Annotated in this window: 14 protein-coding genes; 1 reads left to right on the forward strand and 13 read right to left on the reverse strand. The window is 42.0% G+C overall.

The window, feature by feature from the left end; translation table 11 throughout:
• Nucleotides 1-11: 11 nt before the first annotated feature.
• The 8 genes from WDA22_00100 to WDA22_00135 form a co-directional block, all read right to left on the reverse strand.
• On the reverse strand, nucleotides 12-1,859 hold the full coding sequence (locus WDA22_00100) for a M1 family metallopeptidase (protein MFA5831850.1): 1,848 nt from the start codon (nucleotides 1,857-1,859) through the stop codon (nucleotides 12-14).
• 425 nt (nucleotides 1,860-2,284) lie between these two features.
• A complete protein-coding gene (locus WDA22_00105; GenBank protein MFA5831851.1) occupies nucleotides 2,285-2,677 on the reverse strand; it encodes a hypothetical protein in 393 nt (130 codons plus the stop codon).
• Nucleotides 2,678-2,702: 25 nt separating this feature from the next.
• A complete protein-coding gene (locus WDA22_00110) occupies nucleotides 2,703-3,029 on the reverse strand; it encodes a hypothetical protein (protein MFA5831852.1) in 327 nt (108 codons plus the stop codon).
• Nucleotides 3,030-3,275: 246 nt separating this feature from the next.
• The gene (locus WDA22_00115; GenBank protein MFA5831853.1) at nucleotides 3,276-4,118 is read right to left on the reverse strand and encodes a hypothetical protein; all 843 of its coding nucleotides are present in this window, start codon (nucleotides 4,116-4,118) and stop codon (nucleotides 3,276-3,278) included.
• A gap of 34 nt (nucleotides 4,119-4,152) precedes the next feature.
• On the reverse strand, nucleotides 4,153-6,945 hold the full coding sequence (locus WDA22_00120) for an SBBP repeat-containing protein (GenBank protein ID MFA5831854.1): 2,793 nt from the start codon (nucleotides 6,943-6,945) through the stop codon (nucleotides 4,153-4,155).
• A gap of 70 nt (nucleotides 6,946-7,015) precedes the next feature.
• Nucleotides 7,016-9,139, reverse strand: a complete 2,124-nt coding sequence (locus tag WDA22_00125; GenBank protein ID MFA5831855.1) for a S41 family peptidase — start codon at nucleotides 9,137-9,139, stop codon at nucleotides 7,016-7,018.
• A 20-nt stretch (nucleotides 9,140-9,159) separates the two neighbouring features.
• Nucleotides 9,160-10,344 (reverse strand): T9SS type A sorting domain-containing protein, encoded by a 1,185-nt coding sequence (locus WDA22_00130; protein MFA5831856.1) that lies wholly within the window; start codon nucleotides 10,342-10,344, stop codon nucleotides 9,160-9,162.
• Nucleotides 10,345-10,623: 279 nt separating this feature from the next.
• Nucleotides 10,624-12,279, reverse strand: coding sequence for a T9SS type A sorting domain-containing protein (locus WDA22_00135; GenBank protein MFA5831857.1), 1,656 nt, complete (start codon nucleotides 12,277-12,279; stop codon nucleotides 10,624-10,626).
• On the opposite strand from WDA22_00135, the gene WDA22_00140 reads away from it, so the two are divergent.
• A complete protein-coding gene (locus WDA22_00140; protein ID MFA5831858.1) occupies nucleotides 12,269-12,451 on the forward strand; it encodes a hypothetical protein in 183 nt (60 codons plus the stop codon). The two genes, WDA22_00135 and WDA22_00140, sit on opposite strands and share 11 nt — an antisense overlap.
• A 165-nt stretch (nucleotides 12,452-12,616) precedes the next feature.
• On the opposite strand, the gene WDA22_00145 is transcribed toward WDA22_00140, so the two are convergent.
• From WDA22_00145 to WDA22_00165, 5 genes are all read right to left on the reverse strand, one after another.
• The gene (locus WDA22_00145) at nucleotides 12,617-15,364 is read right to left on the reverse strand and encodes a TonB-dependent receptor (protein MFA5831859.1); all 2,748 of its coding nucleotides are present in this window, start codon (nucleotides 15,362-15,364) and stop codon (nucleotides 12,617-12,619) included.
• An 89-nt stretch (nucleotides 15,365-15,453) separates the two neighbouring features.
• A complete protein-coding gene (locus tag WDA22_00150; protein ID MFA5831860.1) occupies nucleotides 15,454-15,708 on the reverse strand; it encodes a T9SS type A sorting domain-containing protein in 255 nt (84 codons plus the stop codon).
• 82 nt (nucleotides 15,709-15,790) lie between these two features.
• On the reverse strand, nucleotides 15,791-19,273 hold the full coding sequence (locus tag WDA22_00155) for an ATP-binding protein (GenBank protein ID MFA5831861.1): 3,483 nt from the start codon (nucleotides 19,271-19,273) through the stop codon (nucleotides 15,791-15,793).
• Between the two features lie 120 nt (nucleotides 19,274-19,393).
• Nucleotides 19,394-21,736, reverse strand: coding sequence for an alpha/beta hydrolase-fold protein (locus WDA22_00160; protein ID MFA5831862.1), 2,343 nt, complete (start codon nucleotides 21,734-21,736; stop codon nucleotides 19,394-19,396).
• A gap of 541 nt (nucleotides 21,737-22,277) precedes the next feature.
• The gene (locus WDA22_00165; GenBank protein ID MFA5831863.1) at nucleotides 22,278-23,828 is read right to left on the reverse strand and encodes a sigma-54-dependent Fis family transcriptional regulator; all 1,551 of its coding nucleotides are present in this window, start codon (nucleotides 23,826-23,828) and stop codon (nucleotides 22,278-22,280) included.
• Nucleotides 23,829-23,849 lie beyond the last annotated feature (21 nt).

Here is a 23,849-nt window from a genome sequence, read left to right on the forward strand (position 1 = left end):
GGTTCGTCTTTTTATTTCAAAATGCCGTCGATTGTATTGTAGGTGACCGAATGATAGCCGGGACGGGCTTTTTCGTACACTTGTTTTGCCCAAGCTTTTCCTTTTTCCGTTTTGACCAGTTCTGTGTAGAGCGGCTTGACCAGTTTTCTTCGGCCCACATTTATGAGATAAGTATTCATTGGTCTGAATGCAGTCTCATAATCCGACTTGATACAGCGTTGAAACCATTCACACAAGATTTCGGAATTGCCGGATCGGGTAAAATAAAATGCATAATCCAGTTCGATTACTTTCTCCAACTGAATGGAATCGGGAAGATTACTCAGAAAATAAAGCCAATGATGAGTTGTCCACCCTTGTGTGTTTAGTTGTGTAGCAGGAGTCCCGCTGTTGAATGCATGTACTTGCGCAGAAACCTTTTCAAATTCACTTGATTTCGGTTGGGGGCAATTCTCGGGCAATCCCGGTGAATATACCCATGAATTGATCGTTAGTTTATCCGCTAAGTTTGTATTTGCTTTTATTTTGAACTCATTCTCCAGATTTTCCAGGAACAGTTCAGTTGTCATCGGTGTAAACGCATGTTCATTAAAATATTTTTTTAAGAATGCATCCCATCGTTCGCGGCCAATGCTTTCTTCGCACAATCGTAAAAAGAAATACCCTTTATTATAGGCAATGTCCGTAACTCCTTCGTCGGGATCTCTTCCCGCAAGATCCAATTTTAATTTGGTATCAGGGTTTGAGGTACCTAACGATGCGATAGTTGATTTGAGATCTTTCAATATCAACGTTGCAAGCATCTCTGAATGTTCACGCCCATATAATTTTTCCATAATGCGCTGTTCAAAATAAACCGTGAATCCCTCATTCAACCAGAAGTCGTTCCAGGTTGCGTTGGTCACAAGATTTCCGGACCAGGAATGGGCAAGTTCATGCGCAACAAGTGCAACCAATGAACGGTCGCCGGCGAGAATGGTTGGCGTTGCAAATGTTAAGCGGGGATTTTCCATTCCTCCAAAGGGGAAACTTGGGGGAAGCACAAGAAGGTCATATCGTTCCCACCGGTACGGACCATATAATTCTTCGGCAGCGGCAATCATTTTTTCAAGATCGACAAATTCGTTCGCCGATTTTGCGATAACACTCGGTTCAGCATACACTCCGCTGCGATTTCCCAGCGATTGAAACTCTAAATCTCCGACTGCCAGCGCCAATAAATAGGAGGGAATTGGTTGTTTCATTTCGAAGGTATAAACTCCATCGGTTGTTTTTGCTGTCGGATTTCCAGCACTCATTACAGCAAGAAGATCGGGACGTGTTCGAATAGTTGCGGAATAGGTCATTCGAACTCCCGGTCCATCCATGCATGGCGCCCATGTTCTGGCAAGAATAGCCTGTGATTGTGTAAATAAAAAAGGTTTTTCTTTTCCCGCTGTTTGCGACGGCTCCAGCCATTGTAAAGCACCTGCGGTTGGTGACGTTGTATAGTAGATTGTTACCAGGGTGGTTTTTGAGGTGATCGAAATTGTTAACGGACTGCCGAATATTTTATCCTCTTTTCCAAGGGAGAATTTTGCAGGAATTTCTTTTTCGTTAAGCGTTACCTTTTCGATTGTGAGTCCGCGGGTATCAAGAACGAGCACATCAGTTTTCTTTTTGTGTCTCAGTGTGATAGCGGCTTTTCCGGAGAGAGTCTTCGCTTCAAAATTTACCGAGAGATCGAGACCCAGGTGTTTGATAATAACCTCTTCCGAATTGGCATACGAGTGAATATCGTTCATAGTATATTTAGGCTGTGAGATGACGGAAAGTGTAACAAGGGTTAACAATAGTAATGGCGCAAACAAATGTTTCATACCGTGCTCCTGAAATTAAAAGAGTATCCATATAATGATGAGTCAATATACAAATCGAAACTAAAAGTTTCCTTGTTATTTGCACACAATTTTTTAATCATTTTTATGCGTTGTGATTTTTGAAAGTTCGCTGGATCGTTAAGGACAGATGTTTAAATAAACGAATGAGAATAATCACATTTATCTGTAAAGCATAACATTAAAATTATCGTTGTTAGGGTATGGTATAAAATAATGCGGAGTAGCGGGGTTTTTCTTATCAATGCTATGTTAGATTAACGAGTTCTATTTTGAATAGAAACAGGATCTTTTTATTTCGTCTTAATTTAAAACACACGAATTGTAACAGAAGAATACATTTGCGATAAAGAGATATAGCACCCATTTGCAAATCCACGGTCTCAGGCACATAAAAACTCCTTTCGTTAGTTGGCTACATTTCGTTTTGCTTCGAATCCTCGAATGACGACGTAACCAAGAAGAGCGAACAAAAAAAAGATCAACAACATCCATGCAATGCTTTGCAGTGAATCGACGATCGTCTTATAAATTTCTATCACCCACCGGTCGGAAGTTAGCATCAGTAGTTTCCCATCTTTATCCGGAGTGATATACTTTTCCATTTCCCAAATTCTGACGCCTCCCGAAATACCGACAACGTATACGGCGAAGGTGATATACCGTTTCCATGTGGGAGCAAGGTCTTCGGTAATGAGTCGGATGAGAATTTTTGTGACAGGTTTGGAAAAAAGAAATGCACAGAGCGCAGAAGTGATTGTTGCTATCGCCAAGGTAATTAGTAGCAGTTTGATGAACATATGTCCTCGTTGTCAAAAATATCGACTACGGTGAGTCATTTACCAACTTCCAACCTATGATGCGCCAGGATAAATAATTTGTGAGTAATACCCAGCAGGCAAAACAGAGAATCATCGTAAACCAAATGATGGTGTCAGATATATGCGCTTTTAGCATTGTCACATACAATGGTGTACCGATAACGACAATAAGAAGTGACATTACACCAATATGCAGATATACTTTTGGGCTACGTTTCAGTCTTGCATTACAGTGGCTACAGAGAGAAATTTTATACGGTTCTGCTTCTCGAAAAAACTGGCGATATGACATTACTACATTTCCGCATTGCGGACAAATATTTCCGTTCATGGTAACTCCACGACTCAAAATACCGGATAGAGATTCGCTATGTCTTGAAAAGATGGCATGCGAAATTTCAAAAATACCTGTGGTCGGCAGAAGGGAGGTGGTACGTAAGGAATTGCAACTTTGATCCCCAAGTTCAATTCGCAGCATGAACCGACGAAAGGCATTGCGTAAGTGATGTAAACGTACATGGAATAAACTATTGAATCAAGCAGAATATTATTTCGAAAAACTGGTCTTATTCTGTAATTATTTACCCGTTTCTTGATATTTTCTAATGGTTTTGGTGTTCAAAGAAACAGCACGGTTTTGTTTGTTGAAATTAAAAGTCAATTTATTGGCAAAATACCGATACTCATTCTTATTGTCATATTGATACCCAGTAATTTCGTACAAAGAATAAGCGATGGTAGAATCAGTATTCGTTGTGACTCTTTCATCAATAATATGCGGTTTGAAGACCATACCTGTTCCGGTATGCGTCATCTTCCATGTTGTCCACACATATTCGGAGAACTCCTTAACTGTTTGTACTGAAATTGGACGAACATTGAAAGTAGCTTCAAATGTCAAAAAATCATTCTCCATTAAAGAGGATCGTTTGACGGAAGGTGGTTTGGGAATTGAAGCATATTTTTGTTTGCTGACTCTGTAATACAATTGACTTACGGTAAACGTTTGGTTGGACCGGAAAAATTGAAAATACTTCTCGTTCGTTCCCGTTTGTTTTAAAATAATTTCTCCCTGCCACGCCGGAATAGAATTTATTACCCAGTGGCGAGCTGTTGCACTGTCATCCGTACTGTGATTGATGGAATCGGGAATGATGTAGAGAACAACTGCGGTTTTTGCATCGACGGAGTTCATGAGTGTATCAGAATAAAAATCAGGAGGAAATCGTTGTCTCATTGTTAAGAATTCATTCACAGCTTCTTTTGAATAGTAGAACTGTTCTGTCGTGTCCGTATAAATCTCTCTAAATTCATACTCTTGATTAGTAAGAAGCCCGCAGCTACTGAAAAACCTTAAAAAGCAGATAGAACAACAGGCAAAGATTAATGAAGAATAATATTTTTGAGTAAATCGTTTCATAATATGTCGTTACATTCAAATCGTTCTTGAAATATCATTTCATCAAAACCAATTTTTTTGTTTGAGAAAAATTATCGGCACACATTGTGAGAAAGTATATTCCGCTTGAATACCTGCTCGCATTCCATTCCACTTTCTTCCATCCAGCTGATTGTTCCTCGTTCACGAGCGTTGCAAGTTCTCTTCCAAGAAGATCGGATATTTTTATACTCACTCTGCTAGTCACTGGTAACTGATAACTGATCACCGTTGAAGGATTAAAGGGATTGGGGTAGTTTTGGAATAACGCAAAAGATGAAGGCAACTCGATTTGTGTAGTGTTAACAAATGTTGGAGTTTGTTGCAGTTTGGCTATCAAGATACCTGATCCCACATCCCATGTAATAGTTTTACTTAAAAAAATATTCCCTTTGTCATCAAGAATTATATGATTTGCAGTAAAAGGTATCGACCATTGAATATCTCCATTTACATTACATTTTGTTGTTCCTGTGGCACCGCAGACATAAATATTATCCATATGATCAATGGTGAGGTCAATCCCGCCGATCTTTTTGCTCCAACGAAGTGTCCCTGCTTCATCATAGAGTAATGTCATATACTCAATGTTTGTATAAGAGTTTTTTGTACAAGTCACAAAAACGTTTCCATTATTGGTGATCCCAATCGCATTTCCTTGTGAATCTCCAAATGTACTGTCGGAATGTTGTGCAAACCATTGAAAGTGGCCGGCTGTATCAAATTTTGAAACAAAAAGTTGTGAAAACGACATTTCATCTTCAAAGCCTCCAGTGATGAAAATATTTCCCAATGAGTCTGTTTCCACAGCAGTTGGGAAATAATAATCGTGATAGTATGCGCTGTCAATTTTTCCTGACCAGTTAAGGTTTCCATATTGATCATATTTTGTAATAACTATATATGATTGATCGAAATCGTAATCCGCTGACACCGCAAACAAATTTCCTTTTTGATCGAATGTAAATGTAGATCCAGAGAAATCTTTTTGCAAAACTTTATTTCCTTGCGGATCATATGAAACGATAGTACCTGTTTCTAGAATGTACACATTGCCGTTTGGATGCAAAAAAATGGAGGGAAATTTATTCTTGTAGTCCCCTTGTATTTCTGCCAGCCATCGTTGGTTTCCGAATGGGTCAAATTTTATTGTTACGCAGCTTGAGTCACTTTTACCAGTCACGTAAATATTACCCGACTTGTCAACGATGAGTGAGGTGGCTTCATCACTTTTATTGTTTTTGTTTCCATATGTTGCTACCCATTGCAGGCCCCCCAATGAATTGTATTTGATCAGGAGGTAATCATTGTCAAAGTCTTGTGTTACACCGGCCGCATACACATTACCCATCTCATCAACAGTAAATGCATTAAGTATTTCACGACTATCTCCCGGACCCTTGTAGGTTTTGATCCACTGTTGTATGCCGGCAGAATTGTATTTGATTGTTGTATAGTCTGAATTTGCAATAATACAAACATTACCCGAGTTATCCACGGCAATTGAAACTCCAACATCCCAATCGTTGACGGTAATTTTCTTTTGTGCAGCCCAAAGTTCTTGTCCCGATACATTGTATTTAACAGTGGTGCATGACCAATCCCCTCTGCCTGTGACGTATACATTACCTGCATTATCAGTTGTCACCTCTTCAGGAACATCGTCAAAATTGCTGGGACCATTATATCGTGCAGTCCATTGCTGAATACCTGCTGAATCATATTTAATAGTAGCATAATCTGCATAATATTGGCCGACTCCTTGAAGTCCGACGCTGCTGCCTGTTATATAAACATTGCCAAATTTATCGATAGAGGATGCAGTTGCGAAATCTGCACCATGGCCGGGTCCATTATACTTTTGTACCCATTGTTCCGTTCCAGAAGAATCATATTTGATTAAGATATAGTCTGCTAAGTAATAGTACCCGCCTGGCGCGATGCACGTACCAGAAACATAAACATTTCCATAGATATCAGCGTGAATACCTACCGGAAAACTTTTACTTGTCGGCAACCCATAATAGGATGATGTCCAAAGGTGTTTCCCGTTTTTATTGTATTTTGATGATTTGATAAATGAATATGAATATACATCGATAGTAATGTGACCTGTATTGGTGATATACACACCGCCTAATTGATCGACCGTTATTGCAGTGCAATAGGCGGTATCGACGCGCCAAACTACTTCTCCGGTTGGATGTATTTTGGTTGTTCCAGAAGCCCCGCCAACATAAGTATTCCCTTTCCCATCAACAGCCAAAGAATTTCCATCTCCTTCAACTGTCCATTGACGTTGTCCAGTGGAATTGTATTTGACTGTTCCGCCTGAACCGGTGACAAAAATATTTCCCTGAGTATCAACTATCATAGAAGCAACCACATCCCAATGTTCGGTAGAACTGTATCGTGCGACCCACTGTTGTACTCCTGTTGAATCAAATTTTATCGTCACATAATCAGTTCCGGTAAATGACGAATCACTCGTCCCGCTCACTATTACGTTTCCCATGAAATCGGTTGCTATCTTTACAGCTTCTTCGTTGCTCGAAAAGTTGCCCGAAGCAAAATATCGTATCCATGCTGTGTCGACACCATTACGAGAAAATCTATGCTGCTCTTGAAATTGTTTGAATTGATGTGATGCGGCAATTGCAGAGTGAGTCCGTTGATTGTGTTTGATTTTGTTCCACCCCTTCGGTTCAAGATGAATTCGACCATCGCGTGTTGACATGTCAGATGGATTTTGGCCGAACAATAATGTGGCAAACACGAGAGATAAGACAACATGGTGGATTGATTTCATACAGTCTCCATTATCATCCTCTAAATTTTGAATACGATAGAGTCCCCCATACTGGTGGGATCCATCGTTTTTATTTCATCAACAAAATTTTCTTTGTTCCAATAAAATTACCCACACTCATCCTTGCAAAATAGACCCCGCTTGAAAAACCGGAAGCATTCCACTGTGCTTCCTTCCATCCCGCAGACTGTTCTTCATTCACAAGTGTCGCGATCTCTCTTCCGAGAATGTCGTGAACTGTCAGCTTTACGTGAGCGGAGGTGGGAAGCGCGTAACGAATTGTAGTAGATGGATTGAAGGGGTTGGGAAAGTTTTGAGACAATGAATAATCTAGCGGAAGTACATTAATATTCTCTTCGACTGGGCTTACCAATGCATTCTTGTAGAGAACTGTTCGAGATGTTCCGGTCGTTACGTTATTGAATTGAACTTTATAGTCGAACGTTGTATTTCCATTCGGCGATTTCAGATAGCATCCCCAGATGGAATCGTTTGCTGCACCATCGTCATGCATTCCGTCATTAAAGAATTGCGCTGTATCTGCAGGACCCGAATCTTGTCGTACAGTAAATGCGCGAAGTGATATCGTATGGCTCAATGGATTGCGGACGATGACGTTCAGCTTTACGGATTCGTTCCAGCTGAAGGTTGTTTTGTTTACCGCTGGTGAATGTGCGTGGGCTTCATTGTTGATCCATTCAAGCGCCCGTTTCACAACGGCATCTTCGCCTTTTGCAACGCCTTCCTGCGTCAACCAGAGCTCTTCATCCACCGGATTTCCGCGGTGATCAAGATAACCCTCGTTATTTACGTTCGTGTAAACTGCGGCGCGGGGCAGAGCGTACCAATACGAACTTCCATACGTAAACTCCGGAGAAAGATCAAATGTAAATGCACCGTTTGTTGGCTTGCCAAAGAATCGCGTCATTGGATGAAAGCGCAATCTGAAAGGGTTATAATCACCTGAACTGCCGCTGTTCGGTCCTGTGAGCACGGCAATCGGACGATCGAAAATATAGGATGTGGGAGTAAAGAAATGATTGGAAGGAGCAGAGCGTATGGTAAATAAAAAATGATCGTTACCGGGCACCCTGTCCGCAATTTGATAATTCGAAGTCGGGTCTTCATTAAAAAGTATGCTAAATCCCGAATTGGCATATCGAGGAGCGCCACCCCAATTTGTTCTTGAGTCAAGAATCAATCCATCCACTTTTTTTGTCAACACTAAATCAGTTACTGCCTGATAAAACTGCGTTTGGGTGTTCCCTGTTGGCACTCCATACCAATCCCAAGTGTAGATATACCCGATGTTTGTCCCCTCAAGAATTCCCCAGGAGACCATCTCTTTTGCGGCAAGATTTGGGAAAGGGACACCTTTCACCGGTAATTGCTCGGTAGCGATGGGAAATGGATTTTTAATACTACTTAATAATGATGTCGGGAAATGAACAGTTTGTTTAGTTGCATATTTAAAAACATCGATGGTATCGAATAATCCCCAATTCATCCCTACACACATAATACCGACATGCTTATGGACGGTGGGTGTTGAACCAAAAACCGCTCCTCCTTTAATCACCGGAAGTTCAGCCGCAAGGATCTCTTCCATTAGTTTTTTCCATGGAATTCCATCATAGCCTAGGATGATATCACCGGGCAGTAAGCCTAATGGATGATTCGGCATGACGCTATAAACCAGCGCAATACTGTCTGATATTGTTGTTACACCGGCGCCAAAATTTGATGTATAGAAAAGTTCATTGGATACAAAGAGCGGTAACCCTGGTTTGTAATCAAACGATGTTATAGGATATTCGTACAGTCCATAATGCTTAAACGAACTGTCTATGCCCATATCGACGGCATAGACATGCCATTCATTCAATGCCAATGTTAAGCGGGTAAGGATTCCATAAAAACGACCACGGCTGACTCCTGCTTCAATCATTGGTCGGTAGACATTCTTCAATGAATCCCAATTGACTTGCTGATTGACAAATCCGCCGAATGTTTGATCGACAGTGTTCCAGTAGAGATCAAACATCGCTAGTTTTTCAGTGGTAGAAATTCCCTGGCCCCAGGTGGTATCGATCCATTGTTGCCAATTTTTTCCGGTGTATTTTCCAATTGGAGTATACCCTTGAGCTGAGATGCATTGGATGATGAGCAACACTGCCACTACAATTATTTTCATAGATCCTCTTATATAGATTTTCATTTCATCAGCAAAATTTTCTTCGTCTCTACGAAATTATTTGTTCTCATTCGTACCAAATACATGCCGCTCGCAAATCCAGTTGCATTCCACTTAGCTTCCTTCCATCCTGCCGATTGTTCTTCGTTTACGAGTGTTGCAATTTCTCTCCCGAGAATATCGTGAATGGTTAACTTTACGTACGCGGAAGAGGGTAAAGAGTATCGAATGGTTGTGGAAGGATTAAACGGGTTGGGGTAGTTTTGAGAAAGAGTGAAATCTGAAGAAATAATATCACCAAAATCTTGAAAAGTCGTTACGTTGGACATTGTGTACAGTTTGAAAAAATTCCAGATTTCACGAGAGGCATTGATGTCTCTATTGATAGGGACACTTCCTAAGGGAGGTGCGTCAGGCCATACATGGCGACCGCCAATCACTTTGAAGAGAATGACATTGGATAAATTTGTCGACGACCGATAGGCATACTTCTCAACGGTCGATTGATCTGTGAGATTTACATTGGGAACATAGAGTGTTTCGGCGGGGAGTAAGCAAAGATTTTTATTCCTGATAAATTCTATAGTTTGACCGACTGAGTACCATCCTGTTTTTCCCCCACTGTAGGGAACCTCACCGTCACTTGTGCCATGGATGAATAATGCAGGTACTGGTTTTGTCGTTTTGTACGATGCCGCAGTACTATTGGAAAGAATACCCGAAACACTTGCAATTGCTGCAATTCTGTTCCCAAGCTGTCCCGCTAGTTTTAAACTCATAAACCCGCCATTAGAATAACCGCACGAATACATACGCGAGGTATCGACGGTGTATCGCACAATCAGTGAATCAATAATTTTTGATATGAATCCGACATCATCAGAATTTGGAGTTACCCAAGAGGGATTGTCAGAAATACCGCTATTCCAATGAGTGAGATCACTCGCGCTGGGATAGATAGTGATAAAACCGACACTGTCACCCAGCAAATGCATCTTTAGATAATTTCGCGTTTGGCTGGCAGTCCAATCATACGGATGCAGATTAAATACAACAGGCAGCCCTGTTTGTCCTGTTCGAGATGATGGGAAATCCACGAGACACGTTCGATTCATTGTTTCCCACTGAAGAATCCAGGTCTCCTGTGATACCGATGGTGAAACGATAATGCACAAAATGGAAAACGTAATAAAAATCTGTTTCATACATACTCCAAATTATTTTTTACATGAGATTGAGCTCACCTCCAAGGTGGACTCAATCTTGTTTATTTCGTTTCTAAAATTCTCTGTTTGCATTCTCACAAAATATACCGCTAGTAAAATTACCAGCATCCATTGCACTTCTTTCCATATCGCAGATTGTTTTTCGTTTTTGTAGGCACGGATGATCAGTCCGCCTTGCGTTCTAGTCGAAGATCTCGACTCGTTGAGCGGGCAATCCATGTCTTAGGGAAGGTCAGATGACCCTCCCTACATTTTTTCTCATCTCACCAACAACATTTTCTTCGTTACAACAAATGTTCCAGCTGTCAGTTTGTAAAAATATACGCCAGAGGCGTATCCCAGCCCGACCGATGGCTGGCGGGCGCCTATAGCGGAAAGTCCACTCGCATCGTTCAGTGCATTCCACTCAACTTCCTTCCATCCTGCCGATTGTTCTTCGTTTACGAGTGTTGCAATTTCTCTTCCGAGAATGTCGTGAATTGTCAGCTTCACGTGAGCGGAGAAGGGGAGCGCATATCCAATAGAGGTAGTCGGGTTAAATGGATTGGGGTAGTTTTGATTAAGGTCAAAAGAAACAGGAATTCCGTCCACAATTTCTTTTACGGAAGTGACTGGGAATGAACGATCATTCTCTACGGCACCCATATCTGGATTACTATCCGCCGCACGAGGACGAGCTGAGTTGAAATAATCAAATAATGGTGCATTCAATGTTAAACTGCCAACTGACGCGGAAGTACTTCCGGCTCCTATACAACGACTTGAATCAGAAAGAGGATACATAGAATTATTCGGAACGAATAGAGGGTCGGTATTGATGTTGCCTGTTCCGACCATGCCGCTTCGAACATTATTATAACTGCCGACAGATAAATCTATGGGGAAGATCTGGCCCGGGAATTCTGGATTCCAAACAATATTATTGAGGAGAAGGAACGTCAAACCGCCACGGAAATTAAATAGCTTTATTGCCGTATCACCATAATTATACGCGATGGTATTATTGATAAGCTTAAAATCTCCGCTGAGGATATTCATTGCAGCACCGCTTGTTCCCGAATTGCTAATAACTAAATTGTTTTGAACTGTAACCGACGGCCTCGTTGTTTGCGTTGCCGCACCCATCCAGAACCCACCCCCATTATTTGCAAAGTTATTTCGGATGTTATTGTTTGCGATGAGAACTGTTGAAGACCCAATTAAAGAGATCCCGCCGCCAGCGGAATGTGTTCCATTGCTAGTAGCAATATTTCCGGAGACAACGTTGTTCGTAAATCTTCCATTTCCCGTTAACCATACTCCACCTCCCTCGGCACCCAAGCTCGGTGCAATAGTCAATGAGGTAATGACATTATTCGTAATATTGTTGTGGTCGATAATCCAATAGTTGATCGGTCCAAGATACGGATCGACTGTGATTCCGCCGCCATACACACCGAGGGCAGAATTGAGTGTGTTATTGGAGATGGTGTTGTAAGTGATTGTTGCACCGCCAGCAAAGATGAGAATGCCGCCACCTGTTACCCAATCTGCTGTACCGGCTAAATCCAATTTGGTCCCTTTACCGTTACGAATTGTGAAACCCGAGATCACCGTTGTTGTGTCGGTCCCTGCAAAGATGCGGATAACTGAAGCCGAATCTGGATGTGTGGGAATACCACCATCCAGTATGGTTTTCGAAATATGTGATGTGTCTTTATCGATTATAAACCGACTGCCGAGAATGATTTTTTTTGTGATAACAATATTTTCAAGGTAGGTTCCTTCAGCCACCAGAATGGTATCTCCATTCGCTGCAGCATTGATTGCCAGTTGGACTGTGGTGTACTCTTGCGGGACTTTACGCGTGATTGCTTCGGTGGTAGAAACTAGCGAGATAAAAACTGTGAGAAAAACAGTAGAAATGGAACGCATAAATCCTCCTTATTGTGTGTGGTTTAATACGCAAACAAGAAAAGCACTGCGCAAAATAATGAATGTGTATGCTAAAGCGTTAACACAGATGGTGCAAACTATGCCAAAATTGTTGCATAATTCATCGTTGAAGGATTGGGCGAGAAAAGAGATTAAAAAGTATGATTTTTAGTGGAGTAGGAGAGTGGAATTTATCGATTCTGATGCAACCGTAATGATTGTATTTTTTTCGATTGCATCAGAATAACCTCTCTATAGGTTGCAGGAAATGTACCACAAGCCTGGCTCAGGCGGACAACCTGCGGAGAATGTTACCCGAAGAGATTAAAAAGATATGCTAAACGTCCATCTCAACTCCTAATCGTCCAGACATTGGAGGTTGATACCGATATGCTTTACCGTATGTTGAATTTGGAGATCGAACGTTTCCCGCCGGATCGGCATATCTATAACGGGCTTGATTAATATCCACGGGTTTGCGTTGGCTGGCTATATGGAAAAGGTCAAGAATAAGCCTTGTGTCCACAAAAGAAGAATATGGTATTTTATAGATGAGACGGGCATTTAAATCCCAGATGGAAGGTGTCCGTCCTTGAGAACCACGGGGAGAAAGAAATCGTATACCATAATCTGAATATGCATATTCACTGAGCGGTGTTCCACTTTGAGCGATGAATGAGATACCGGTCGTCATTCCAAACGGGAAACGGTACGATCCGGAAAATTTGAAAACGTGAGTCCTGTCGTTTGGAACGAGCCCTGTCGCATTTACTCTGGCAGTGTTGAGATCGTTGAATGTGACATTTTGATGAGGGAAACCATTATGGTTGAAGGCATCGAAGAGTCCTTCATAATTACCACGGTCTCGTGACAGTACATACGAAGCAAGAAAATTAACATGCTCATCATTGTGGCGCTGTATGGTGAAAATTAAAGCGGTATATTCACGTGTAGCCTTCGGCCATTCGGATAAAATTCCACTTCCGAGATTCCCAAATTGGTGCCGCGCCGAATCAATGAGGAATACGTTATCGACCGCATCTCCAAGTTTTTTCACCACACCTTGAACTCCAACGCGAATGTTCATTCCTATCACCCGTTCATATCCAAGGCTGATTCCATCAAAAAACTGTCCCCTCAGATCGGGAATCTTAGGACGGATAGTATGCGTGTTGTTATAGACTTTGATGCCGCCGGTAGCAGAATCTCTTGGATCGTGATTATATGCGAAAGAATAATTATATCCCCCTGCAGAATGGAAATCTGCGGAGAGCATCAGGGCGAGTTCTTGTGCGTATCGTCCCGCCGAGCCATAGATCTTTTCGGTATTTTCTTGATTGGTGACAATAACAAAACCGAACCGCGGCTGTAGTGGAATTGCAACTTCCTGTGCTATTACACCATTCGATCCTATCATATACTGGCCATCCCAGCGAATACCACCATGAATATTTACAGCACTCCAAAGTTGCCAAGAGTCTTGAATAAATAGTGAAGGATTTCGGTGGTGTACAATTCCATAGCCTTCTCCTATGTATTCATAGTATGTTGAGTTTCCATATTTTTGGTAGGAATGATAACGATATTGATTATCGATACTGTTATCTTTATACTCAATGCCTGTTTTTAATGTATGGTTGCCATAATGTAGCGTGGTTTTGATGCCGGTCAAATATGTTATCCGAGGAGCATTCCATGTCGCGGGTATTCCTCCGGACAATGTTCTTGTTACATTATCAACATAAAATATTTCGGTTGCACCGCGCTGTGTTGCGGCAGCGCCGATTGCGTCAGTACTTACTCTGGCAACATTTGTCTCGAACATTATGGAATTATTGGGCATCCAGATGCCATTGAAGGAGAGATTGATGCCACCGGATGTAATATTTTGTAAATAGGGATCTGGATTTGTTAAAACTTTCGGAGGCTCTAGAATACCGCGTCCAACGCTGTATTGTTTTGTTGGATCTCCGGTTGCAGTCACAACGCATCTCAATTCTTGAACAGGTTTCCAGGTCAGTTTTGCCGCAAAGGAATGAGTAGTTAATTTATCGGAATAGATTCCAAATCCGGGAACATTAATATCTCTCTGCATTACGGTAGGATTGTATGCTGTAAAAAACCATAACGCATCGCGTATGATTGGCCCGCCAAGCCCAAATCCGACATCATAATTTGAAAAATCTCCTTGTGTCGGATCCAATAATCCGAGTTCCGTTCTGCCAATGAATGAATTGCCGGTATAAAAACCGAATACAGATCCATGAAATTCATTGGTACCGGAAAATGTAATAACGTTTATCAATCCTCCAAGAGTGCTGCGTGTGTCCGCTCCGTACCCTCCTGGAGTGACAACTAATTCCTGGATAAAGTTGTATGGGAGCGTAGTGCCGGTCGATCCGGTGAATGGATCCGTCACTTCAACACCGTCCACTAAATATTTATTTTCATTTCCGGTGGAACCGCTGATATTTGCTTCGTCGCCATAATAACTAGCACTGGCTTGCGGTACTAATGTAACGGTGTTTCGATAATTTCTATCAATCGGGAGATCCTGAATGTCGGTTGACTGAAGATTTGTGCCATAGGTTGTTGAGCGGGGATCAATAATAGGACGTTCGCCGGAAATAATCAATTCCGCCATACCCACAATTTGACTTTGAAGTTTAATCGTTCCGAGCGACGTCGATTTTCCCATTTGGATAAGAACATGTTCAATGGTGAGGGGTGCATAGGCAATATGGCTTAACCGAATAGAAACGCTTCCCGGAGGGATATTGAATATTTCACAACGCCCGTGCGCATCGGATACTGTACCTTGAGTGCCAAGTACATGCTTGCCGGTAATAACCACCGTCACATCCGGAATCGGTTGACCAAGTGAATCGGCAGTTGTGAGCAGCAGATTCCCGGTAATATGTTGAGCATACAATGTTTGTTGCTCCATAAATGCCAAAACGAAACAACTGAAAGCAATGAATATTTGTTGCTGGAAATGAATGTTGTTGTTCAACTTTCCACGTTGATGGATACAGTGAACAAAAATCCCTTTCAACTGCGAAATAAACACGGTAAGTCTATTCATACACACCTTTATGAGGAATGGAATGTCATGTTATGATAGGTGGACTCTCTCAGTATGGTTTCACCTCGGCATATGATACTATCGTATCATCAGCATTTTTTTGTATTGCTGAAATTATTTGTATGAAGATGGTAATAGTATATCCCTGTTGAAACAGTGGAAGCATTCCAGGTCACTTCTTTCCATCCTTCAGATTGTTCTTCGTTGACAAGGGTAGCAACTTCTCTTCCGAGAATATCATAAATGATCAATTTTACTTTCGCAGGGAAGGGAAGTGCATAATGACGAAGTAACAAAAATGAACGACCAATCAGCAAATTTAGTGACGAAGTGAATGTATACATACATTCCTTGAATAAACTGTATAAAACGATTAGTATATCATTGAATAGTTCACCGTACTATGTCTGTCTTAACGTGTTGAGTCTATTGTTGACTTGTTTTACGCACTTCGTTTGGAAGGATGCCGAACTGATCCTGAAAACATTTTGCAAAATAGGAATGGTTTGTTATCCCGACAGAGTCGGCAATTTCGGCAATAGTACCGGTATTATGTTCAAGTAATTCTTTTGCCCGGATCATCCGCAGATGACGGATAAAATCGTTAGCAGAAAAATTAGTGATCGCTTTCAGTTTTCGATGCAATTGTGTCCGACTGAGAAATATCTCTTGTGCAAACATCTCAACGCCAAATTCGGGATTGGAGATATGTCTATTAATGATTATCAGTGCCTTTTGCAGGAAGGTATCGTCCAGAGATACAATCGGTATTTCGCCCGGTTTTAACGGAACTGTTTTTCCAAACGCTTCACGCAAAATTTTTCTGTTCTCCAATAGATTTCGAACGCGAGTTAATAGTTCCTGTGCATCAAACGGTTTTACCAAATAATCATCCGCTCCCGTTGTTAATCCTTTGATCTTATCTTCTTTATCAGCTAACGCTGTCAAGAGAATAACGGGGATATGACATGTCCGTTCATCCTGTTTTAATTCCTTGCACAGTTCGCGTCCATCCTTTTTGGGCATCATCACATCGCTGATGACAAGATCAGGGATTTGGAATTTTGTTTTATTGAGCGCCTCTTCTCCGTCAACTGCCTCAAGAATCGTGAACTGTTTCGACAACTGAGACCGGATGAAAATACGAGCATCTTCATTGTCTTCGGCTATTAAAATAATCGGCCGATCATCGGTTTCAATAAATTGTTCCGCAACAATGGCCGATAGCGGTTCATGTTTTTGTCTTGCCGAAACAGTAGTTCCATTCAATTGAGAAGAAATTTCTGAATATGCATATCCTGAAAGGGGAATATGCAATGTGACGACAGTTCCTTTCCCAAATTCACTTTCAAGAAGGATGGTGCCATGATGAATTTCAACGAGTTCTTTCGAAAGTGATAAACCAATACCTGTCCCTTCTGTCTTGTGCGTTGCATCAATACGGTAAAATCGTTCGAACACATGCGGCAGGTGTTCCGGTGATATCCCTTCACCTGTATCTTTCACTGTAAGAATCAAATTCATACGATCGTGTTTTACCCGTACTTCAATCGATCCTCCTGCTGGTGTAAATTTTATGGCGTTGGAGATACAATTCTGAAGAATATGTTCAATCTTTTCTGCATCAAATAAGCCGTCAATATGTTCCTCTTCTGTTATGAATCGAAGTTCAATCTGCTTCTTTGCTGCTGGGCTGGAAAAATATCCTGTAATTCGGCGAAGGATAGGAACAACATCTTCTTGGGAAACTCGGAGTTTAATCGTGCCCGATTCTAACCGGGAATATTGCAGCAACAACTCAATCATCCGCATCAATCGTTGAGCATTTCGCTTAATCAGTCCTAATTGTTCAACTCCTTCGTTGTCATTGGTTCGACTGAGCAAATGTTCTGTTGGACCCAGTATGAGGGAGAGGGGAGTGCGCAGTTCATGTGAAACGTTGGCAAGGAACCGCGATTTTAGTTGGTTCAATTCGTTTAACTTCTCAGTTTGAAGATGTTCAGTCAGTAATTTTTGTTCTAACAGGATCCGTCGTACCCTGGTCCGATAGAGAGCGAATGTTATTGCAAGAACTCCAAATGCGAAAAGAATAAACGCCCACTCTCGTTGATACCAATAGGGGAAAACAGAAATGTCTATGGAGATTCTATTGGTATGTCCGATTATTCCAGCTTCATCTTGGGGTTGAATGATTAATTGGTACGTCCCTGGTTTTAAATCGGTATAGCTATAATAAACATAAGAACTATTCCTTCGAAGAATTCTCACTTGAGGATCTGAACCTTCTAGGTGGTAGTAGACATTAAGTCCTTTTGACGAATCGATATTTCGCGCAAGAATTTCAATTTCAAGCAGATTCCTTCCCGGCGGAAGTGTGATTGAAAGCGGGGGATGTTCATCGTCAAATATCGTCGCGTCAGAGTCATTGACAATAACGGTAGTCTTCATTCTCCCTGCCCGCAGAATTTGCTGGCTTTCTTTTTTGCGTTCTACCGGTGTGGTCTGGCGAAAAAGAATTGTTAATTTGACATTCGATTCGATGAACTCTTTTTGTTCCTTCAGAATGTTGGCGGTAACGTTGCTCTGTTGAAAAGGTGATTCTACGGCTCCTAAATCAGGGAATGAACCGGTAGGTTGAGAGCGCATTTGATTATTAAAATCTCTTTCAGAGAGTGGAAAATCTTTTGCCATGATATGAAGGGCCCCCGTTCCGATTCCGATGCAGGGACTATTTGGGGAGAGACGGTAGAGCGTATCGTCTGGGAGAAATTCCGGATCGCCTTGAATATTATTTTCCCCTATCATATTTCCATCGGAAAGATTGTGGTAGGCTTGAACATTTCCCCAAAGTGAAATATGATCAACTTCGTTTTTCCAAATAATATTGTTGACGAGCGTTGCATGAGCACCATATGTTACATTCACTCCGCCGCCGCTGGCGAGACCTCGGTTGTTCACGATAGTATTGTTGATGAAGATGGCATACGCCTCTTCGGCAACATTCACAGCGCCACCGACTTCAAATGCATCGTTCTTCGCAATGATATTATTCGTAAAGATCGCTCTGCCGCGTCGAACGAACGCTGATGTAACCAGAACCCCTCCGCCAATGCCGGCAGAATTTTTACAGATATAATTTCCATCCACACGAATATCATATTCGTCAAAAAAAGCTACATACACGCCACCGCCAGGGGATCGTTTTTGTGATGTAACCTTGTTCTGCATAACAACATTATAGCGGACAATTCCTGGCTGACCCACAAAGATACCGGCAGCCTCAGCATATTTGCTAGTACACTGGTTTTGGAGAATGGTGTTATATTCAATAATGAAAAAGGGAGGGAGTGGTTTTCTGTTAGATGCATTGATCGTTGCAATCCCGCCGCCAAAGACAAACGTTAAGGAGTCGCGTGATGTTACGACATTCTCTCGAATGATATTATATGCAATCCGTGCTCCGGCAGTACTCAACGCAATTCCACCGCCACCGATCCAATGTTCGCTAAAAACGTCGCCGGGAGCGTGATCGTAACTTCCCGAACCACCGCGAATTGTAAATCCAATCAATACACATGTTGTGTCTGTGCGATCGTAAAACGTTACAGTGCTTGAATGTAAAAAGTCGCGAGAGCGGCTGCCGTCAATAATTGTCTGTTCGATATGAGATCGATTTCTGTCAAGAATGAATCTGCTGGCGAGAATAATATTTTTTTTGATCTTAATATTCTCAAAATAGACTCCTTCATCCACAAGAACCGTGTCGCCAGGTTTTGATGCATTAATTGCCGATTGAATTGTCCGATATTGATGAGGGACGCGAAGGTGTGTGGGAAATACCAGCGTTGGAAAAAACAACGACGATAGCAATAGTAAGAATGAAACCAGAGTATGTTCTGTTCGATTCATGGGAAATCCCGATAATCAGGACTCTGTTCGCAAGAACATACGTATTTGCATCCTCTAGGTCAACAAATAAAAAAGAGCCCGAAGGCCCTTTTAAAATAACACCTTTTACTCTTGAAATTCTTATCGTAGGAGCACCATTTTTTTAATTTCAGAATATTGACCTGTCGACAGTTTATAAAAATATACGCCAGAAGAGACATTCATTGCATTCCACTCCACTTTTTTCGATCCCGGAGTCTGTTCTTCGTTCACGAGCGTGGCAATTTCTTTTCCAAGCAGATCGTAAATTTTCAGACTCACTTTACTGTTCACTGGTAACTGATAACTGATCACTGTAGAAGGATTGAACGGGTTTGGATAATTTTGCATCAGTGCATACAATGACGGGATCTCTTGTTGTTGCTGAGAAATTCCTAAAGCACTCCCTGGGAAGAAGTACTCAAGTGCATTATCCAGATGTGCCCGCCAATTTCCACAACTATGTCCTTCATGCCATTCGTTGTAGGCGTGATCATACATCATTATGTTTATTGTTTTATGAAATACCCTAACGTCATCGAGAAAATTCCATCCGCTAGAAATTGGGTTTTCATACGTCCCAACATCAACATAGAGTTTGAGTGGACGCTTTTCGCCATTGTATGCCAAGAGGTTATGACTGCTAGCACCCGAGAATGCACCAACATTGCCAAACACGCCGGGATAACTGTAACCAATCTGAAGTGAGATTTGGGAACCCATTGAATATCCAATCACAGCGCGAGACTCAGGATTTTTTTTGGTTTTGTATCGTGCATCAATATATTGCATTACCACATTTGCAATAAAGGCGGCGTACAGCTCTTTTTGAGCACCGCCATATTCAGCATTCCGATCTACCGGCGGTACGAAGACGCCAATTATTGGTTGGATCCGTTTCTTGTCTATTAGGTAATCGAGAATATTTGCGGCATTGCAGAAATTGAGCCACTCGGGTCCATCTTGAAATAGCGCGACAGCATAACTGTCAGATGCTGCAGGATTGTATCCGGGAGGCGTATAGATCCGGATCGTTCGCGTGTTTCCAAGACTCAAACTTAACACTGTGCTATCATACAACGTGCCGTGTGGAATTCCTTTATACAATTTTATTTCCGGCGGATCGATATAATCCGGCATGACTAATTCCGATTTTTCACCATAACCACCGGTAACTTTTCGCGGATTCTTTGTATCGAGAGTCAGGCTGGAACTTCCGTTAATGACAAATGCGTAGTCTATCCTCGCATCGCGTTCAAACACTCTTGGCAGATACCACAGATCTGTTCCAGGAATACTCTCCATCGACCATGCGAAGTTTGTCATTGCGTTGGCATCGCTGGGTATGGTAACTTTGTTTGCAGTTCCACGATAGACGAAGTGAGCAACTGTATCTTCAACAAAAGGCATTGTTGGATTTGCAGTGAAGAAGCTATCAACAATTACACTTTTCTGCGAATCGCTTGCTGCAATAATGTGATTATAAAAAGCACTAAATTTTGGCCCCATCGATGCAACAACCGACATAGTATCTTCGATTGCAAGACCAATACTTTGTACTGACCAAGTACCGTTGACAGCAGTGTAATACAACAAATATCGTCCGTCCGGCCTTCGAACTGCCATAGGATAAATAGTAAATCCGGCATCCCAAGTTCCTGCATCTCCTGTAAGAATTGGATTACCGGAATATGTATTCCAATTCAATCCGCCATTTGTGGAACTTGCATATCCAATGCAGTACGGAGCATTACTTTGATTGTCATACCACATTTCGTAGTGATCACCATTATGTAGTACGGTTCCTGCATTTTGGCTAAATTGGTCCCACGCTCCTGAAATTCCACCACCAAGAACAGGGTTTCCCGAGTTCTGACGAGTCCAATGAATTGAATCCGGCGAAGTTGCAATGCCCGTCATCCATGAACTCGTTGAGGACTTTCCCTGATAGAACATTTTGAAGACAGAATCTTCTTTGATCACTGAAGCTATGCCAACGCTTTTTTCATCCCATGCACCTACAGGTCCTTTTTCGAAAACAAATGCAGGATGTTTTATCCAGTGTATTCCATCATCGGAGTACGCGTATCCGATTTTTGTTGTGACAGGAGTTACTCCGTTATTCCATCCGTTATACCACATGTGAAATTTTCCAGCGTAGAAAAGTACGGAACATCCACCGATGATTGCATCAAAATCTCCGGGAGCACCCGGTGTAAAAACGGGGTTACCAGAATATTTCGTCCATGTTATACCATCATTAGAGAATGCGTATCCGAATGCACCGACAGAACCTTTATAGCCACCGTACCACATATGGTATTTTGAATCGTGGTACATTACTGAACAGCCATAAATTCCATCCACAGCTTCATCCCACGATCCAGCTGGTCCTGCCGTGAGAACAGGATTACCGCTATACTTTTTGAATTTTGTTTGGCTCATTATGCTCTGTGATAGTAGAATAAACGTCAGGAGCATAATTCCAAAGATTTGCAGAACAATTCCGCAATATTTATTAGAGACCATTTGTTTCATCGATATACCCTCCATTTCATAAGAATATCAAAGATGATAGAATCCAACGATTTCATCTTTATCACTGCAATTACAGTACCAACGGAAAAATGGAGAAAACAATAGAAAAGAGAAGGAGCCTCCTCGATGATGGGTGATTTCGCCGGGTGTGGTGGGCGATTTCGCTTAGAAATAACCGCTGAACTTCCACCCAGATCACGGCCAATGAATATTTCATTGTGGATATTATTTAACTGATGTTACGCAAAACAATATAACTGGTCATGGTGAGCAAGGCGCAGGCTTAACCCGTTAGGTCATCCTTCGGCGCATCCTTCAAAAGGCGAAGGATTTACTCAGGATGGACACCTTTTCTGCGCCGCGCCGAACCATTTTACCCAAAAAATACAGATATGCATAACATCAGTTATTTAACTCTCAACTGTTGTACCACAGTAGTATAGAAATATTATTCGATGCTAATTTTTCTTTCTCCCGGCACAGAATATTTATCGACACGCCTACGCATTGCCGTACGTTCAATACCGAGCAGATCAGCCGCGTGCGTCATATTGCCCTCTGCTTTTGCCAATGCCAGATTAATGAGTTGCTCTTCAATTTTTTCAAGAAGATTCGATGAATCGGCATTTGCAGCGATGAGAGAATTCAACACAGAAGTGAGATTCACTGGTTGTGTGTGAATGTTCAACGGTACAAACTTGATTACATCTGAGATTTGAATTTGGGAAGACAACGATAGAATCGCAATGCGTTCAACAGTATTCCTGAGCTCGCGGACATTACCACGCCATTCTAACGATTTCAAATACTCCAATGTTTTTTCAGCAAATTGTTTTTGTTCCGAAGAGAATTCTTTCAGGAATGATTGTGCGAGATGTGGAATGTCTACTGTACGTTCGCAAAGTGGAGGGAGGTGAAGCGGAACAACATTCAATCGATGGAAGAGATCTTCGCGGAATTCTCCCCGTTTTACCATTGCCCCCAAATCTTTATTTGTTGCTGTAATAATGCGTGCGTCCAGACGCAATTCAATATTTGCTCCAATGCGGCTGAATCTACGGTCTTCTATCACTCGCAAAAGCTTTGGCTGAAGATCGATCGGCATTGCTGATATTTCGTCGAGGAAGAGAGTTCCATTTTCTGCCAGTTCACATTTTCCTTTATGGAGTGTCTCTGCGCCGGTGAACGCACCCCGTTCATGACCGAAGAATTCAGATTCCGCCAGCGCGATGGGAATTGCAGAACAGTTGACAGCAATAAACGGTTTATCCGACCGTGGACTTTGAAGATGGAGCAACCGCGCCACTAATTCTTTTCCTGTTCCAGTTTCTCCGGTGATCATCACGGTTGCATCGGTTGGGGCAACACGTTTCACGCGATCCATCACTTCTTCCATTGCGGGATTTACGCTCGGAATCCATCGTTGGTACACTCCACGACTTTGATACGACTGAAAGAGTGCATTGTCAAATGAGAGTTGCTCATATAATCGTGCACGCTCGATGAATTTTGCTGCAAGCGGAGCAATGGTCATGGCGATACGCTTTGTCTCTTCAGTGAAATTTTTTCCGCCACGATGATTCACCATATTCAGTACGCCGATAATCTGATCTTCCAATAATAACGGTACAGCAAGCGCTGCCGCACATTTCTTCTGGCGTTCCGACGGAGAGAAAATGTTCATGTCGCGGATGACATCGTCAGTGAGAAGAGGCGCATGATGTTCACAAACCCATCCGCTGACAACGGCATTGATGCCATGGTCAATATTCTCTTTGGTTGATTCCGGTGTTCGTGCTATGGTGACGACTGATTCTCCGTGAATTGGTTTCAGAAGCACGATCGAAGCAACATCTGCACGGCAATACTTTGCGCACCACACTGCTATCTGTTGAAGTGTTTCAGAAACGTTCTGTGTTGCGCTTAAGGAATTTGTAAAAAGCTGGAGCTCTTCAAGTTCCCTGATTCGTGTTTTTAGTGTTGTAATGTCGTCGGACATATGGTACCTTCGGTTTGAATT

It is taken from the genome of Bacteroidota bacterium (assembly GCA_041658205.1).
GTDB lineage: Bacteria > Bacteroidota > Ignavibacteria > UBA10030 > UBA8401 > UBA8401.